The sequence below is a fragment of the Pseudomonas sp. S09G 359 genome, assembly GCF_002843605.1.
Classification (GTDB): Bacteria; Pseudomonadota; Gammaproteobacteria; order Pseudomonadales; family Pseudomonadaceae; genus Aquipseudomonas.
The window spans coordinates 2380740-2395128 of record NZ_CP025263.1 but is presented as its reverse complement, the minus strand read 5'-3'; the positions used below and the strand labels follow the sequence as shown (position 1 = coordinate 2395128).

At 63.6% G+C, this 14389-nt stretch carries 16 protein-coding genes; 12 read left to right on the top strand and 4 right to left on the bottom strand.

Annotation, left to right across the window (positions count from 1 at the left end; genetic code table 11):
- The first annotated feature begins 64 nt into the window (after nucleotides 1–64).
- A complete protein-coding gene (locus tag CXQ82_RS10995) occupies nucleotides 65–817 on the top strand; it encodes a GntR family transcriptional regulator (protein ID WP_101268752.1) in 753 nt (250 codons plus the stop codon).
- A gap of 2 nt (nucleotides 818–819) precedes the next feature.
- Nucleotides 820–1383: an NUDIX hydrolase gene (locus CXQ82_RS10990; protein ID WP_101268750.1), complete on the top strand. Its 564-nt coding sequence runs from the start codon at nucleotides 820–822 to the stop codon at nucleotides 1381–1383.
- Nucleotides 1384–1523: 140 nt separating this feature from the next.
- On the opposite strand, the gene CXQ82_RS10985 is transcribed toward CXQ82_RS10990, so the two are convergent.
- Nucleotides 1524–1817, bottom strand: a complete 294-nt coding sequence (locus tag CXQ82_RS10985; protein WP_101273761.1) for a DUF1330 domain-containing protein — start codon at nucleotides 1815–1817, stop codon at nucleotides 1524–1526.
- Between the two features lie 69 nt (nucleotides 1818–1886).
- Between CXQ82_RS10985 and ribBA the strand changes: the two genes are divergently transcribed.
- The 5 genes from ribBA (at nucleotide 1887) to CXQ82_RS10960 (ending at nucleotide 7149) form a co-directional block, all read left to right on the top strand.
- Nucleotides 1887–2996: a bifunctional 3,4-dihydroxy-2-butanone-4-phosphate synthase/GTP cyclohydrolase II gene (gene ribBA, locus CXQ82_RS10980; protein ID WP_101268748.1), complete on the top strand. Its 1110-nt coding sequence runs from the start codon at nucleotides 1887–1889 to the stop codon at nucleotides 2994–2996.
- 227 nt (nucleotides 2997–3223) lie between these two features.
- Nucleotides 3224–4249 carry an ABC transporter substrate-binding protein gene (locus CXQ82_RS10975; RefSeq protein ID WP_101268746.1) on the top strand — a complete coding sequence of 342 codons (1026 nt, stop codon included), beginning with the start codon at nucleotides 3224–3226 and terminating at the stop codon, nucleotides 4247–4249.
- Nucleotides 4246–5163 (top strand): ABC transporter permease, encoded by a 918-nt coding sequence (locus tag CXQ82_RS10970; RefSeq protein ID WP_101268744.1) that lies wholly within the window; start codon nucleotides 4246–4248, stop codon nucleotides 5161–5163. Before CXQ82_RS10975 ends, CXQ82_RS10970 begins: the two co-directional genes overlap by 4 nt.
- A 6-nt stretch (nucleotides 5164–5169) precedes the next feature.
- Nucleotides 5170–5979, top strand: a complete 810-nt coding sequence (locus tag CXQ82_RS10965) for an ABC transporter permease (RefSeq protein ID WP_101268742.1) — start codon at nucleotides 5170–5172, stop codon at nucleotides 5977–5979.
- Between the two features lie 15 nt (nucleotides 5980–5994).
- A complete protein-coding gene (locus CXQ82_RS10960; RefSeq protein ID WP_101268740.1) occupies nucleotides 5995–7149 on the top strand; it encodes an ABC transporter ATP-binding protein in 1155 nt (384 codons plus the stop codon).
- A 115-nt stretch (nucleotides 7150–7264) separates the two neighbouring features.
- Here CXQ82_RS10960 and CXQ82_RS10955 read toward each other — a convergent pair whose 3' ends face one another.
- The 3 genes from CXQ82_RS10955 to CXQ82_RS10945 are packed head-to-tail and all read right to left on the bottom strand — an operon-like array spanning nucleotide 7265 to nucleotide 9743.
- Nucleotides 7265–8005 (bottom strand): PAS domain-containing protein, encoded by a 741-nt coding sequence (locus CXQ82_RS10955; RefSeq protein ID WP_101268738.1) that lies wholly within the window; start codon nucleotides 8003–8005, stop codon nucleotides 7265–7267.
- Nucleotides 8006–8662, bottom strand: coding sequence for a response regulator (locus CXQ82_RS10950; protein WP_101268736.1), 657 nt, complete (start codon nucleotides 8660–8662; stop codon nucleotides 8006–8008).
- Entirely contained in the window at nucleotides 8631–9743 is a 1113-nt protein-coding gene (locus CXQ82_RS10945; RefSeq protein WP_256581890.1) for an ATP-binding protein, read from the bottom strand. Before CXQ82_RS10945 ends, CXQ82_RS10950 begins: the two co-directional genes overlap by 32 nt.
- Before the next feature lie 182 nt (nucleotides 9744–9925).
- Between CXQ82_RS10945 and CXQ82_RS10940 the strand changes: the two genes are divergently transcribed.
- From CXQ82_RS10940 to purU, 5 genes are read left to right on the top strand one after another with little or no spacing between them, the layout of a single operon-like run.
- Nucleotides 9926–10372: a dimethylamine monooxygenase subunit DmmA family protein gene (locus CXQ82_RS10940; RefSeq protein WP_101268734.1), complete on the top strand. Its 447-nt coding sequence runs from the start codon at nucleotides 9926–9928 to the stop codon at nucleotides 10370–10372.
- Nucleotides 10369–11298: a PDR/VanB family oxidoreductase gene (locus CXQ82_RS10935; RefSeq protein ID WP_101268732.1), complete on the top strand. Its 930-nt coding sequence runs from the start codon at nucleotides 10369–10371 to the stop codon at nucleotides 11296–11298. Before CXQ82_RS10940 ends, CXQ82_RS10935 begins: the two co-directional genes overlap by 4 nt.
- 11 nt (nucleotides 11299–11309) lie before the next feature.
- Complete coding sequence (locus CXQ82_RS10930; protein WP_101268730.1) at nucleotides 11310–12326, top strand: DUF3445 domain-containing protein; 1017 nt, start codon at nucleotides 11310–11312, stop codon at nucleotides 12324–12326.
- 30 nt (nucleotides 12327–12356) lie between these two features.
- Nucleotides 12357–13487 (top strand): aminomethyltransferase family protein, encoded by a 1131-nt coding sequence (locus CXQ82_RS10925; protein WP_101268728.1) that lies wholly within the window; start codon nucleotides 12357–12359, stop codon nucleotides 13485–13487.
- 31 nt (nucleotides 13488–13518) lie between these two features.
- A complete protein-coding gene (gene purU / locus CXQ82_RS10920) occupies nucleotides 13519–14385 on the top strand; it encodes a formyltetrahydrofolate deformylase (RefSeq protein WP_101268726.1) in 867 nt (288 codons plus the stop codon).
- Nucleotides 14386–14389: the final 4 nt, after the last annotated feature.

Below are 14389 nucleotides of genomic sequence, written 5' to 3'. Positions count from 1 at the left end.
CGCCGGCTGGCTTCTGCAGCCTGCGCCGAGGCCTCCAGTTAACCGCACATTCAGAGCAGACCCCATGAAACGCCTGCCCCTCGACGACAGCTTCAAGGTCAATCACAACCCGGTTACCCTGCGCGAAATCGTGCTGGAAAAACTGCGCAGCGCCATCATGAATTTCCAGCTGCTGCCCGGCGACCGCCTGGTAGAGCGCGACCTCTGCGACCGCCTGGGCGTCAGCCGCACTTCGGTGCGCGAAGCCTTGCGCCACCTGGAGTCCGAGGGTCTGGTGGAATTCGCCGATGCCAAGGGCCCGCAAGTGGCGATCATCACCCTGGCCGATGCCGTCGACATCTATGAACTGCGCTGCGTGCTCGAAGGTTTGATCGTGCAGCTGTTCACCCTGCGCGCCAAGGCCAAGGACATCAAGGCCCTGGAAAAAGCCCTGGAGGAGAACCGCAAGGCCCTCAAGGATGGCGAGCTGCAGCAGGTCATCGATTCGGTACAGGGCTTCTACGACGTACTGCTCGAAGGCTCCGGCAACCACGTGGCCGCTACCCAACTGCGCCAGTTGCAGGCGCGCATCAGCTACCTGCGCGCCACCTCGGTGTCCCAGGAAAACCGGCGCGGCACCAGCAACCAGGAAATGGAGCGCATGGTCCAGGCAATCAAGAGCGGCGACCCGCTGGCGGCCCACCAAGCCTGCGTCGACCACGTGCGCGCCGCTGCCGCCGTGGCCCTGGATTACCTCAAGCGCAAACAGGAAGAAACCGGCAAGCTGCCGGAAATCACCCTGCCCATCGCCCTCAAAGAACCGCGCATAGGTCACTGACCATGCCCAGCCCCAGCTTTTGCCCGACCTGTGGCGGCAGTGACCTCCGTCACCAACTGCCACCGGGCGATACCCATGAGCGCTTGATGTGCCGGGGCTGCGGCTATATCCACTACATCAACCCCAAGATCATCGCCGGGTGCATCATCGAGCAGGACGGCAAATACCTGCTGTGCCAACGCGCGATCCCCCCGCGCCCCGGCACCTGGACCCTGCCCGCAGGCTTCATGGAAGGTGGCGAAACCACCGAGCAGGCGGCGTTGCGCGAAGTCTGGGAAGAAAGCGGCGTACGCGCCGAAATCCTCTCGCCCTACTCCATCTTCAGCGTGCCCAGGATCAGCGAGGTGTACATCATCTTCCGCGCCATCGCGCTGGAGATCACCGGCCAGTTCGGGCCGGAAACCCTCGACTACAAATTCTTCGCACCCGAGGACATTCCCTGGGACAGCATCTACTATCCGGCGATCCGGCAGATCCTCGAGCGTTATATCGAGGAAAGGCAGGCTGGGGTGTATGGCATTTATATCGGCAACGACGACAGCGGGAAGATTCACTTCATTCGCTGATCCCCCGGCCGAACCGCGGGCAAATGTGGGAGGGGGCTTGCCCCCGATAGCAGCGTGTCAGTCAATGTATCAGGTGACTGAACCACCGCCATCGGGGGCAAGCCCCCTCCCACATTTGTATCCGGTATGGCCTGATAAGCCTACGGCGCCAGCCCTTCAACGATGATGATCTGCGCCACCCCCGCGCCCTCACGGTGCCCCTTCGCCTGCTGATACTCGGCAGACTCATAACACGCCACCGCCTGCTCGTAGCTATCAAACTCGATCACCACATTGCGCTGCCGTGCGGGCCCGCCTTCCAGCGCCTCACTGCGCCCGCCCCTGGCCAGGAACCGCCCGCCGAACTTGGCGAACGCGGCCGGTGCGCGCTGGGTGTACTGCGTGTACTGCTCTGCGTCGGACACATCCACATGGGCAATCCAGTAGGCCTTCATCATGACATCCTCTTATTGAGTTTTTGTGGTATACCATAATACATACAACCAACAAACCGAGCATCCACCATGTCCTTCAACAGCATCGCAGACATCATCGAAGACTACCGCCAAGGCAAGATGGTGCTTCTGGTGGACGACGAAGACCGGGAAAACGAAGGCGACCTGTTGCTGCCCGCCGCGTGCTGCACCGCCGAGACTATCAGTTTCATGGCGCGTGAAGCGCGCGGCCTGATCTGCCTGACCCTCACCGATGAACATTGCCAGCGCCTGGGGCTTGAGCAGATGGTGCCGAGCAACGGCAGCGTGTTCAGCACCGCGTTTACCGTGTCTATCGAAGCCGCCACCGGCGTCACCACCGGCATCTCCGCCGCCGACCGCGCGCGCACCGTGGCGGCGGCTGTCGATATCAATGCCGGGCCCGCCGATATCGTGCAGCCGGGGCATATCTTCCCGCTGCGCGCCAAGGACGGCGGCGTGCTGACCCGCGCCGGCCATACCGAAGCCGGCTGCGACCTGGCCCGCCTGGCCGGGCACACGCCGGCCTCGGTGATCGTCGAAGTAATGAACGACGACGGCACCATGGCGCGCCGCCCCGAGCTGGAAATCTTCGCGCGCAAGCACGGCATCAAGATCGGCACCATCGCCGACCTGATCCACTACCGACTCAGCACCGAACGCACCGTGGTGCGCATCGGCGAACGCGACTTGCCGACGGTGCACGGCACCTTCCGCCTGATCACCTTTGAAGACCGCATCGACGGCGGCGTGCACATGGCGATGGTCATGGGGCAGCTGCGCCGCGATGAGCCGGCGCTGGTGCGCGTGCACGTGATCGACCCGCTGCGCGACCTGGTTGGCGCTGAGTACAGCGGCCCGTCCAACTGGACGTTGTGGGCCGCTTTGCAGCGCGTGGCGGCTGAAGGCAGTGGCGTGGTGGTGGTGCTGGCCAACCATGAATCGTCCCAGGCCCTGCTGGAACGGGTGCCGCAATTGACCCAGACACCACGCCAGTTCAGCCGCTCGCAGTCGCGCATCTATTCTGAAGTGGGCACCGGGGCGCAGATATTGCAAGACCTGGGTGTCGGCAAGTTGCGTCACCTCGGCCCGCCCCTCAAATACGCCGGGTTGACCGGCTACGACCTGGAAGTGGTCGAGAGCATTCCTTTCACCGAATGACGGATAACCGGTAAGGCAAAATGCTTGCACAAAGTTTGGAATACCATAATATGATATTCCATAGACCGAACGCTTTCGCCAAGTGCGCCCGCCAGGGATAGCACCAATAACAGCCCTTGGCACGGTCGCCTCTTGGGGCCTCGAATAGAGGTCCCGATAGACCTACTGCTCCCGATAGGCGGGCATTACCAAGCCCGCTCAATAACAAAACAAATGAGGGCGTGAAAATGGTGTTGAACAAACGTGCAACCGCAGTACTGCTCGCGGGCTTGTTGGCCACGGCAACTCACGCGGCCATGGCGGCCGAAAGCGTCAATTTCGTGAGCTGGGGCGGTAGCACCCAGGATGCGCAGAAACAGGCCTGGGCGGACCCGTTCAGCAAGGCCAGCGGTATCACCGTGGTGCAGGACGGCCCCACCGACTACGGCAAACTCAAAGCCATGGTCGAGAGCGGCAACGTGCAGTGGGACGTGGTGGATGTTGAGGCCGACTTCGCCTTGCGCGCCGCCGCCGAAGGTTTGCTCGAACCCCTCGATTTCTCGGTGATCCAGCGCGACAAGATCGACCCACGCTTCGTTTCCGACCATGGCGTCGGTTCGTTCTTCTTCTCCTTCGTGCTTGGCTACAACGAAGGCAAGCTCGGCGCCGGCAAGCCACAAGATTGGAGCGCGCTGTTCGACACCAAGACCTACCCCGGTAAACGCGCCCTCTACAAATGGCCAAGCCCTGGCGTGCTCGAACTGGCGCTGCTGGCCGACGGCGTAGCCGCCGACAAGCTCTACCCGCTGGACCTGGACCGCGCCTTCAAGAAGCTCGACACGATCAAGAAAGACATCGTCTGGTGGGGCGGCGGCGCGCAGTCGCAGCAACTGCTGGCCTCCGGTGAAGTGAGCATGGGCCAGTTCTGGAACGGCCGCATCCACGCCTTACAGGAAGACGGCGCGCCAGTGGGCGTGAGCTGGAAGCAGAACCTGGTCATGGCCGATATCCTCGTCGTGCCTAAAGGCACCAAGAACAAAGCCGCGGCGATGAAGTTCCTCGCCAGTGCCAGCAGCGCCAAGGGCCAGGCGGATTTTTCCAACCTGACCGCCTATGCTCCGGTGAATATCGACAGCGTGCAGCGCCTCGATTCGGTCCTCGCGCCCAACCTGCCGACCGCCTACGTCAAGGATCAGATCACCCTCGATTTCGCCTACTGGGCCAAGAACGGTCCGGCCATTGCGACACGGTGGAATGAATGGCTAGTCAAATGAAAATGACGGCAACCACACCGACCGGGAGCGCCCTCGGCGCTGCCGGCGCGGTACCGGTCAAAGCCACCGCGCCGTCCCTGGCCCAGCGCTGGCGGGGTTCGAGCAACCTGGTCCCGGCCCTGCTGTTCCTCGGCCTGTTCTTTCTGGCACCGCTGATCGGCCTGTTGCTGCGCGGCGTGCTGGAACCCACCCCGGGCCTGGGCAACTACGAGCAACTGTTCGCCAACTCGGCCTACGCCCGGGTGCTGCTCAACACCTTTTCGGTGGCGGGCCTGGTGACCCTGTTCAGCCTGTTGCTGGGCTTCCCGCTGGCCTGGGCGATTACCCTGGTGCCACGCGGCTGGGGCCGTTGGATGCTGAGTATCGTGCTGCTGTCGATGTGGACCAGCCTGCTGGCCCGCACCTATTCCTGGCTGGTGCTGCTGCAGGCCTCCGGGGTGATCAACAAGGCGCTGATGGCCATGGGCATTATCGATCAACCGCTGGAGATGGTGCATAACCTCACCGGCGTGGTGATCGGCATGAGCTACATCATGATCCCGTTCATCGTGCTGCCGTTGCAGGCGACCATGCAGGCCATCGACCCGATGATCCTGCAGGCCGGCTCCATCTGCGGTGCCAGCCCGTGGACCAACTTCTTCCGGGTGTTCCTGCCGCTGTGCCGGCCGGGGCTGTTTTCCGGCGGCTTGATGGTGTTTGTGATGTCCCTCGGTTACTACGTCACCCCGGCGCTGCTCGGCGGTGCGCAGAACATGATGCTGCCCGAGTTCATCATCCAGCAGGTGCAGTCGTTCCTCAATTGGGGCCTGGCCAGTGCCGGTGCCGCCTTGCTGATCCTGATCACGCTGGTGCTGTTCTACTTCTACCTGAAGCTCCAGCCGGAATCCCCGGTTGGCGCCAGCAATGCGAGGTAAGCCGTCATGCTCCTGACTCCCAATGCCATGAGCCGCAGGATGCGCTTGGGCCTCTACACCACCACCGGTTTGATCGGCTTGTTTCTGCTGTTGCCGATCGTATTTATCGTGCTGCTGTCGTTCGGCTCATCGCAATGGCTGGTGTTTCCGCCGCCCGGCTGGACGCTCAAATGGTACGGCCAGTTCTTCTCCAATGCCGACTGGATGAACGCGGCCATGGCCAGCCTCAAGGTCGCGGTGCTGACCACGGTGTTCGCCGTGGCGCTGGGCCTGCCCACGGCCTTCGCCCTGGTACGCGGGCGCTTTCCCGGCCGTGAATTGCTCTATGGCCTGTTCACGCTGCCGATGATCGTGCCGCTGGTGATCATTGCCGTGGCGGTCTACGCACTGTTCCTCAAGCTCGGCTACACCGGCACGATGTTCGCCTTTGTGGTCAGCCATGTGATCGTCGCGCTGCCGTTCACCATCATCTCGATCATCAACTCGCTGAAGCTGTTCGACCAGTCGATTGAAGACGCGGCGGTGATCTGCGGCGCCTCACGTCTGCAAGCCGTGTTCAAGGTGACCTTCCCGGCGATCCGCCCGGGGATGGTGGCCGGTGCGCTGTTTGCCTTCCTTGTTTCGTGGGACGAAGTGGTGCTCAGCGTGATGATGGCCAGCCCGACCCTGCAAACCCTTCCGGTAAAAATGTGGACCACCCTGCGCCAGGACCTGACGCCGGTGATCGCCGTCGCCTCGACGTTGCTGATCGGCCTCTCGGTGCTGGTCATGGTGATTGCCGCCGCCCTTCGCCGCCGCACGCAAACCCGGCTCTGAGCCCAGGAGAACAACATGAGTGCCGTGATCAAAGATTCTGCGCAACACAGCGGGCAACCCCTGGTCAGCCTGCGTAACCTGAACAAGTACTATGGCGAATTCGCTGCCGTGGACAACATCTCGCTGGACATCCAGGACGGCGAATTCCTCACCTTCCTCGGCTCCAGCGGCTCGGGCAAAAGCACCACGCTGTCGATGCTCGCCGGCTTTGAAACGCCGAGCAGCGGCGAGATCCTGGTGGGTGGCCAATCCCTGGTCAACGTGCCGCCACACAAACGCGACATCGGCATGGTGTTCCAGCGCTATTCGTTGTTCCCACACCTGTCGGTGCGCGACAACATCGCCTTCCCCCTGGCGATCCGCAAACTGGCCAGCGCCGAACGCGAAAAGCGCGTCGACGCCATGCTCAAGCTGGTGCAGCTGGAACAGTTCGCCCATCGCCGTCCTTCGCAACTCTCCGGCGGCCAGCAGCAACGCGTGGCGATCGCCCGTGCGCTGGTGTACGAACCGCGCATCCTGCTGATGGACGAACCCCTCGGCGCCCTCGACAAGAAACTGCGTGAAGACCTGCAAGACGAACTGCGCCAACTGCACCGGCGCCTGGGCATCACCATCGTCTACGTGACCCACGACCAGGAAGAAGCCATGCGCCTGTCCCAGCGCATCGCGATTTTCAGCCACGGCAAAATCGTCGGCCTGGGCAGCGGTTTCGACCTCTACCAGAACCCGCCGAACGCCTTTGTGGCCTCGTTCCTCGGCAATTCCAACTTCCTCAAGCTCAAGGCCCAGGGCAATGCGGTGGCCTCGTTTGAAGGCCAGTCGTTGGCGATCCGCCTGACCAGCGGGCTGCACACCGAGCAGGATGTGCTGCTGATGGTGCGCCCCGAAAAAGCCCTGGCGCTGAGCGTGGAGCAAGCCGCCGAGCAGCCGTTGGCGGCGGGCTGGAATGAGGTGTCGGCAATTGTCGGTGAGGTGCTGTTTCTGGGTGAAAGCCAGACGTGCACGGTGAAAACCCTCGGTGGCACGTCGATGACGGTCAAGGCGCTGTCTGCTGCGGGCATGCCACTCAAGGCTGGCGACCCGGTGCGAGTGCGCTGGGCCACGGCGGATGCGTGTGTGTATACCGAGTGGGCCGAAAGCGACCTGAACAAGGCGGCTGGCGCCCATTGAGCCTGCCATGTGGAGATTAATGTGGGAGGGGCGGTGGGTCAGTCAGCTAATTTGTTACTGATCCACCGCCATCGGGGGCAAGCCCCCTCCCACATTTGTATCTGCGTTTTACTTGTTAAAGCCTGCGCTCGAAAATCGCCCCTTCGATCCCCAGCACTTCGCGGGTATCGGCATAAATCCCCACGCCCTTCTCCCACACGTGCTTGATCGACTGATCAGCACAGCGGATCTGGTAATTCAACTCGAAGGGTTCATGCCGCGACAACGCATATTGCACCTCGCGCCACACGTAGTCGGCGTCCTGCGCCAGGATCAGGCTGTTGTAGGTGAACTCATGATTGTCCACCAGCCGTTCGGCCGGATAACCGGTGAGTTGCAGGCAGCCGGCGCTGACGAATTCCATGGTCCAGTCGCGGTTGTTGCGCCCGCGATAGATCAGGCCGGGCATGCTGTCGAGCAAGCTCATGCTGCTGCGCTGACTGGCCTGCAAGGCAATTTCGCGGCGTTTGTGGGCGGTGACGTCACCGGCCACCAGGTAAAAGCCTTGCGGGCCGCGCTTGAGGCTGATCTCGAACCAGCGTAATTCGCCGCTGGGGTGCACAAAGCGCAGACGCTGGTTGAACGAAGTGTCGGGGCGGCGGCGCAGTTCATTCAACGCCTGACGCCACCAGGGGCGGTCTTCCTGGTGCACGTAGTCGATCAAATTGCGTTCGCCGCCAGGCGGCCCCATCAATTCGGCCCACGCCAGGTTGAAGTGGGCGATCTGGCCGTTGTCACGCAGGCGCAGCAAGGCGGCGGGGAAACAATCCATCAGCTCGATCGACGGGAGCACAAAGGCTTCGGGGCTTTCCCTCATCTAATGGCGCTCCTCGTGCTTCAAGGCGCCGCTGTGCACCCACGCTGCCAGTTCCAGCCGCGAGTGCAGGCCGAGCTTCTGCAGCAGGCTGCGCACGTAGATTTTCACCGTGCCGTCGCTGATGCCCAGCTCGCGGCCGATCTGTTTATTGCTCATGCCAGCGGCAATCAACGCCAGGGTCTGGCCTTCGCGTTCGGTGAGATTGTCGTTGCCCGGGGCCTCGCTGTGGTGTGCGGGCTCGGCCTGGTCGGCCAACAGCGCAATCAGGGTCGAGTCCAGCACAATCGCGCCCTTGTGGCAGTTGCGCATATACGCCAGCAGCGCGTCCGGCTCGGTTTCCTTGAGCACATAGCCACTGGCGCCGAGGCGCAAGGCGCTGAGCAGTTCGTCGCGGTCCATCGAGGCCGTGAGCACCACCACCTGGCAGTCCAGGCGCAGTTGGCGCAGCTCATCGAGCACCTGCAAACCACTGAGGCCGGGCATGTGCAAATCCAGCAGCACCTGCTGCGGCGTCAAGCTCACGGCCAGGTTGATGCCTTCGCGGCCGCTGGCCGCCTGGCCCACCACTTCGAAGTCGTCACTGGCGCCGAACAACTGCGCCAGGCCTTTGCGAAACAGTGGGTGATCATCGATCAGTAATAAGGTCGTGCAGTCCATCGAGACTCCCCTGTGGCAGGTCTTGGTGGCGACGCAGGCCAAGGTGCACACGCACCCCGTGCGGGCGGATCGCTTCAATGGTCAGGCGCGCGCCGATGCTGGCGGCACGCTCGCGAATAATCGCCAGGCCGAAATGGTTGTGCTCACCGCAGGCCTGGCTAAGGCCGATGCCGTCGTCTTCCACCGCCACCGAAGCCTCGCCGTCCTGGGTCTGGCGCAGCTCGATACGCACATGCCGCGCGTGGGAATGGCGCACGGCGTTGGCCAGGGCTTCGCGGATGATCTGCAAGATCTGCAATTCGGTTTCCGGGCTCAGGGCATCGTCGGCCAGGCGGTTGTCCAGTTCGAACACGATGATGCAGCGCCGCGAGAATTCGGCCACCGAATCGGCCAGGGCCTGGCGCAGCGAACGCCCATCCATGGTCAGGCGCGCGCTGGTGATCAGCTCGCGCACCTGGCGTTGCAGTTGGCTGAGACCACTGCACAAGTCGTGCAGGGCCGGTTCGCCCAGTTGCGACTGCAAGCCATGGGCCTGGAAGGACAGGTAGCCGAGCTGCTGCGCCACCGAATCGTGCAACTCGCGGGCCAGGGCACCGTGGCGGGAGGTCGCCTGTTTGCGCTGCTGCTCTCGCTGCTGGCTGCGCAGGCGCACGCTGACCCCCACCGCCTGCGCCGCCTCCTCCACCAACTGGCGCCAACTGGCCCCGGCGCGCCTGGGAGTATCGAGCAGCAACACACCCTTTTCGCCCGGGGGCAACGCGCACACCAGGCGGTGCACGCCACGTTGCCGGCAAGGGCCGCAGGCCTGGGGGCAATCGCTGACGGCCGCGTCACGCCAGGGGCAACGCGCTACGTCCTGGCAGCCTTCGACCAAGCCGCGTCGCGTCGGGCCAAAGTCTTCGCTGCCGAGGATCAGGTTGAGCCTGGCGTTAGGCAACAGTGCGTCGAAACGGTCCAGGAAACCCGCCAAGGCACCGTCAGCGTGCAGGGGCAACCCGGCCAACAGCCGGCGCACGCTGCGCGCCTGTTCGCGGCGCACAGGCCCCAACCAGAGCGGCCAGCCTTTTGGTCGTGTCAGCACTGTTCGATAACTCCCCGTCCGGTTGCTCGGCATCTCTTGAAGCCCAGCAACTTCCATGCCCCTAAGCCCTGTACCGCAAGGCTTATCTCCAAAGGCATAGCCCTTTTTCCAGATTGAGAAGATTTTCCCCATAGGAAAGTATCTCTCCCAACAGGAAACAGAACCCGCCCTGGAGAGCCCGCATGACGCACACCCACAACCGCCCCATCGTGGTGATGCAATCGGCAAGCACCTGCACGGAGGGTGTCGCCGCACTGGACCAACCACTGCTGCTGAACGGCGAACAACCCGACTTCGCGCGGCGCCTGCAACAGGCATTGGCCAGCGCCACCGTGGGGTGTCGGCTTTACCTGCTGGGTGATGAGGCCTTTATCTGGCGCATTCACGGCGAGGCACGCGCCGCCGGCCTGGAAGAGGCTGAAATCAGCATGACCTGCACGACACCCGGCCTGCGCCAGGTGTATTGCGCGCACTGCGGCCTGACCCAAGCAGCGGGGCCGGAAGCGTTGCTCAACTGCATCGGCTGCCAGGTGGGCCTCGAGGTACGCGGGCATTTTTCCCGACGCCTGGGCGCCTACCTGGGCGTGTGCATCAACCCCGACCAGCCCTATGCGGGGTTCCAGCCATGAGCGCGGCCCTCAATGTGCAGGTCAGCGCGGCCAGGATGCTCACGCCGGTGGTGCGCGAATTCACCCTGGTAGCCTGCGACGGCAGCCTGCCTGGCTTCTCCCCCGGCAGCCATGTGCAGGTGCATGTGCCGCTGGCCGAGGGCAAGGTGCGCAACGCCTATTCCCTCACCAGCGACCCGGCGCACACCCGCCACTACCGCATCGCCGTGCGCCTGCAGGAGGCCTCCCGCGGCGGCTCGCAGTACCTGCATCGGCAGGTGCAGGTGGGCGACACCTTGCAGATCTCGCCGCCGGCCAATCTGTTTGCGCCCCACGGTACGGCGCGCTTGCATATCCTGATCGCCGCCGGCATCGGCATCACGCCGTTCATGGCCTACATCGCCGCACTCGAACAGCAGCACGCCGCGTTCGAATTGCACTACCTGTTCCGCCCGGGCCTCAGCGATGCCTACCTTGATGAACTGCAACAGCGCCTGGGTTCGCGCCTGCACGCCTATGCCAGCCGCCCGGACCTGAGCCGCATTCTCGCCCACCGCCCGCTGGGCAGCCACGTCTACACCTGTGGCCCGCAGTCGCTGCTCGACGCCGTTGCGCAGCAGGCGACGCAACTCGGTTGGCCGCCAACGCGGGTGCATTCGGAAGCCTTCAAAGGCGCACAACCGGGGCAACCCTTCGACCTGCACCTGCTGCGCAGCGGCCAACGCCTGCGGGTCGAGGCCGAGCAGAGCCTGCTCGAAGCCCTCGAACACGCCGGCCTGCAAGTGCCCAACCTGTGCCGTGGCGGGGTGTGCGGCCAGTGCATCACGCGCCACAGCGGCGGCGCGATTGAACACCGCGACAGTTTCCTCAGCCCGGCCGAGCAGGCCGACTTTCTGATGCCCTGCGTCTCGCGCGGCAGCGGCCCCTGCGTTTTGCTGGACCTCTAGGAGTGACTGCCATGCCCCTGCAATCAAGCCCCGTACTGAGTTATCGCGACGATTTCAGCTTTCGCAACAGCCCGGCAGCGATCCGGCGTTTCCCCTTTCCCTTTATCGAGGACAGCTACCTGTACTCGGTGAACATCGAACCGGCCACCTCCCGCGACCCCGGTTCCATCTACGAGCACGCCTTCGACATCGATGAGCACTACCGCTCGGAGATGGCCGAGCGCGCCCTGGTACTGGACAAAGACCCGCGCCGCTACCTGGTGATGCCGCACATGCAAACCGCCGCCTGGGATGCGTTGCAGATGCTCATGGAACACCTGGCCGCCGACTACCCAGAGGGCTTCAGCCTGGTGCGTGACGGCGACCGCTGGCATTGGCGCAACCACCTGCTGGACATCGACCAGCGCTTTATCTTCGGTGACGCCACCAGCCTGCCCTGCGCACCGCTGGAATTTATCGGCCGCCAGGTGCAGGGGGATTTCGCCTTGCTCGACCAGCGTGACGGCGACCTGTACATGGACGCCGGCCTGGTCACCAGCCCGGCCGATTGGTCCCTGGCCTTCGACGCCGGCATGAGCTTCAAGCAGTGGCATGCACCGGTGCCGATGGCCCACCAGATGGGCGTGTTCGAACGGGCGCTCAAGTACCTGCTCAACCTGCAAGTCGGCCAGCCGGTGCGCCGTCTGAACTGGACGCTGACCATCAACCCCCGCCTGGATTCGTCGCCGGAAACCTTCCATGAATGGGGCGCGGACCGCGGCAAGATCACCGCGCAAAACGTCGGCCAGCAGGTGCACCTGCGCGTCGAGTTGCAAGTGATGGCACGCCTGCCGCGCAGCAACGCGGTGATGTTCAGCATCCGCACCTACCTGATCAGCCTGGACGAACTGGTCACCAGGCCCGGTTGGGGCTGCCGCTTGCACCGCGTATTGCGCGACTTGCCCGAGCCCATCGCCGATTACAAAGGCATGACGCGTTATCGAGCAACCCTGGTCGAGTGGCTAAGCCAGTTCGACCCACAGGCCTGACTTCCCTTCTTTTACGACAAGGACCTTCACATGACCCATTCATGGCGTATTTCTGCATTGGCCGAGCGGCACCGCGCCCTCGGCTCCCATCTTGAAGACTGGAACGGCATGGGCACCGCCTGGACCTACGACAGCCCGCTGGCCGACCACCATGAAGCGATCCGCACCCGTGCCGGGCTGATGGACGTGTCCGGCCTGAAAAAAGTCCACTACGTCGGGCCTCACGCCGAAAACCTGTTGCAGTGGGCGACTACCCGCGATATCGCCAAGCTCTACCCCGGCAAGTCGGTGTATGCGTCGATGCTCGACGAGGACGGCAAATTCGTTGACGACTGCATCGTCTACCGCACCGGGCCCAACGCGTTCATGGTGGTGCATGGCGCCGGTACCGGGCACGAGATGCTCGTGCGCTCGGCCCAAGGCCGGCACGTGGCGGTGCTGTTTGACGACGACCTGCACGACCTGTCGCTGCAAGGCCCGCTGGCGGTGGACTTGCTGGCCGAGCACGTGCCCGGCATCCGCCAGCTGGCGTACTTCCACCACCTGCAAACGCGCCTGTTCGACCGCCCGGTGATGATCTCCCGCACCGGCTATACCGGCGAACGCGGCTACGAGATTTTCTGCAAGGCCGCCGATGCGCCGTTCCTGTGGGACAGCCTGCTCGAACAGGGCGCGAGCCTGGGCGTCATCCCCTGCGCCTTCACCGCCCTGGACTGGTTGCGGGTGGAAAGCTCGCTGATGTTCTTCCCGTACGACAACTCGCAGATGTACCCCTTCGCCGATCAAAAGGCCGGCGACACCCTCTGGGAGATGGGCCTGGACTTCACCGTGTCGCCCGGCAAGCAGGCCTTCCGTGGCGCCGAAGAACACCTGCGCCTGCGTGGCCAGGAGCGTTTCAAGATCACCGGTGTGCTGCTCGACGGCGTACGCCCGGCCGAGGCCGGCGACACCCTGTGGCAGGGCAACCAGCAAGTCGGCGTGATCACCTGCGGCATGTATTCGCGCCTGAGCAAACGCTCCATGGCCATCGCGCGCATGAGCGTCGCCTGCGCCGAACCGGGGATTGCCTTGCAGGTGCGCGGCAGCCTCGAAGGCAGCGCCACCACCCACGCGCTGCCCTTTGACGACCCGCAGAAAAGCAAACGCACGGCCAAGGGCTGAGCCTTCCTTCACTTTCATTCAGGAGCCTTCGATGGACGCCTCCAGCGAACATTACATCCTCAAGATCACCTGCCCGGCGGCGTCCGGGATCGTCGCCACAATCAGCGCGTGCCTGGCCCAACAGCAGTGCTACATCAGTGAACTGGCGCAGTTTGACGACGAGTTCACCGGGCAGTTTTTCATGCGTGCGGTGTTCCGTTTCAACACTGGCGTGAGCGGTGACATCGGTGCCCTGCGTGAAGGCCTCGGCGACCTCGCCGGGGGCTTCGACATGCAATGGCAACTGTTCAGCTCGCGCCAGCCAACCCGTGTGCTGCTGATGGTGAGCAAGTTCGACCATTGCCTGACCGATCTGCTGTACCGCCACCGCAAGGGCGAGATGGACATGCACATCACCGCCGTGGTGTCCAACCACCTGGACCTGCGCGCCATGGCCGAGCGCGAGGGCATCCGTTTCATCTACCTGCCGATCACCAAGGACAGCAAAGCCAGCCAGGAAGCCGAGCTGATGCGCATCGTCGAAGACACCCAGACCGACCTGGTGGTGCTGGCGCGCTACATGCAAATCCTGTCCGACGGGCTGTGCCAGCAGTTGTCGGGGCGAGCGATCAACATTCATCACTCGTTCCTGCCCGGCTTCAAGGGCGCCAAGCCCTATCACCAGGCGTATGACCGCGGCGTGAAGCTGATCGGCGCCACCGCCCACTACGTCACCAGCGACCTCGACGAAGGCCCGATCATCGAGCAGGAAATCCAGCGCGTCGACCACACCCACCTGCCCGATTCGCTGGTCGCCATCGGCCGTGACACCGAAACCGTGGCCCTCTCCAAAGCCCTCAAATACCACCTGGAACACCGGGTATTCATCAACCAGGACAAGACAGTGATCTTTCGCTGAAACC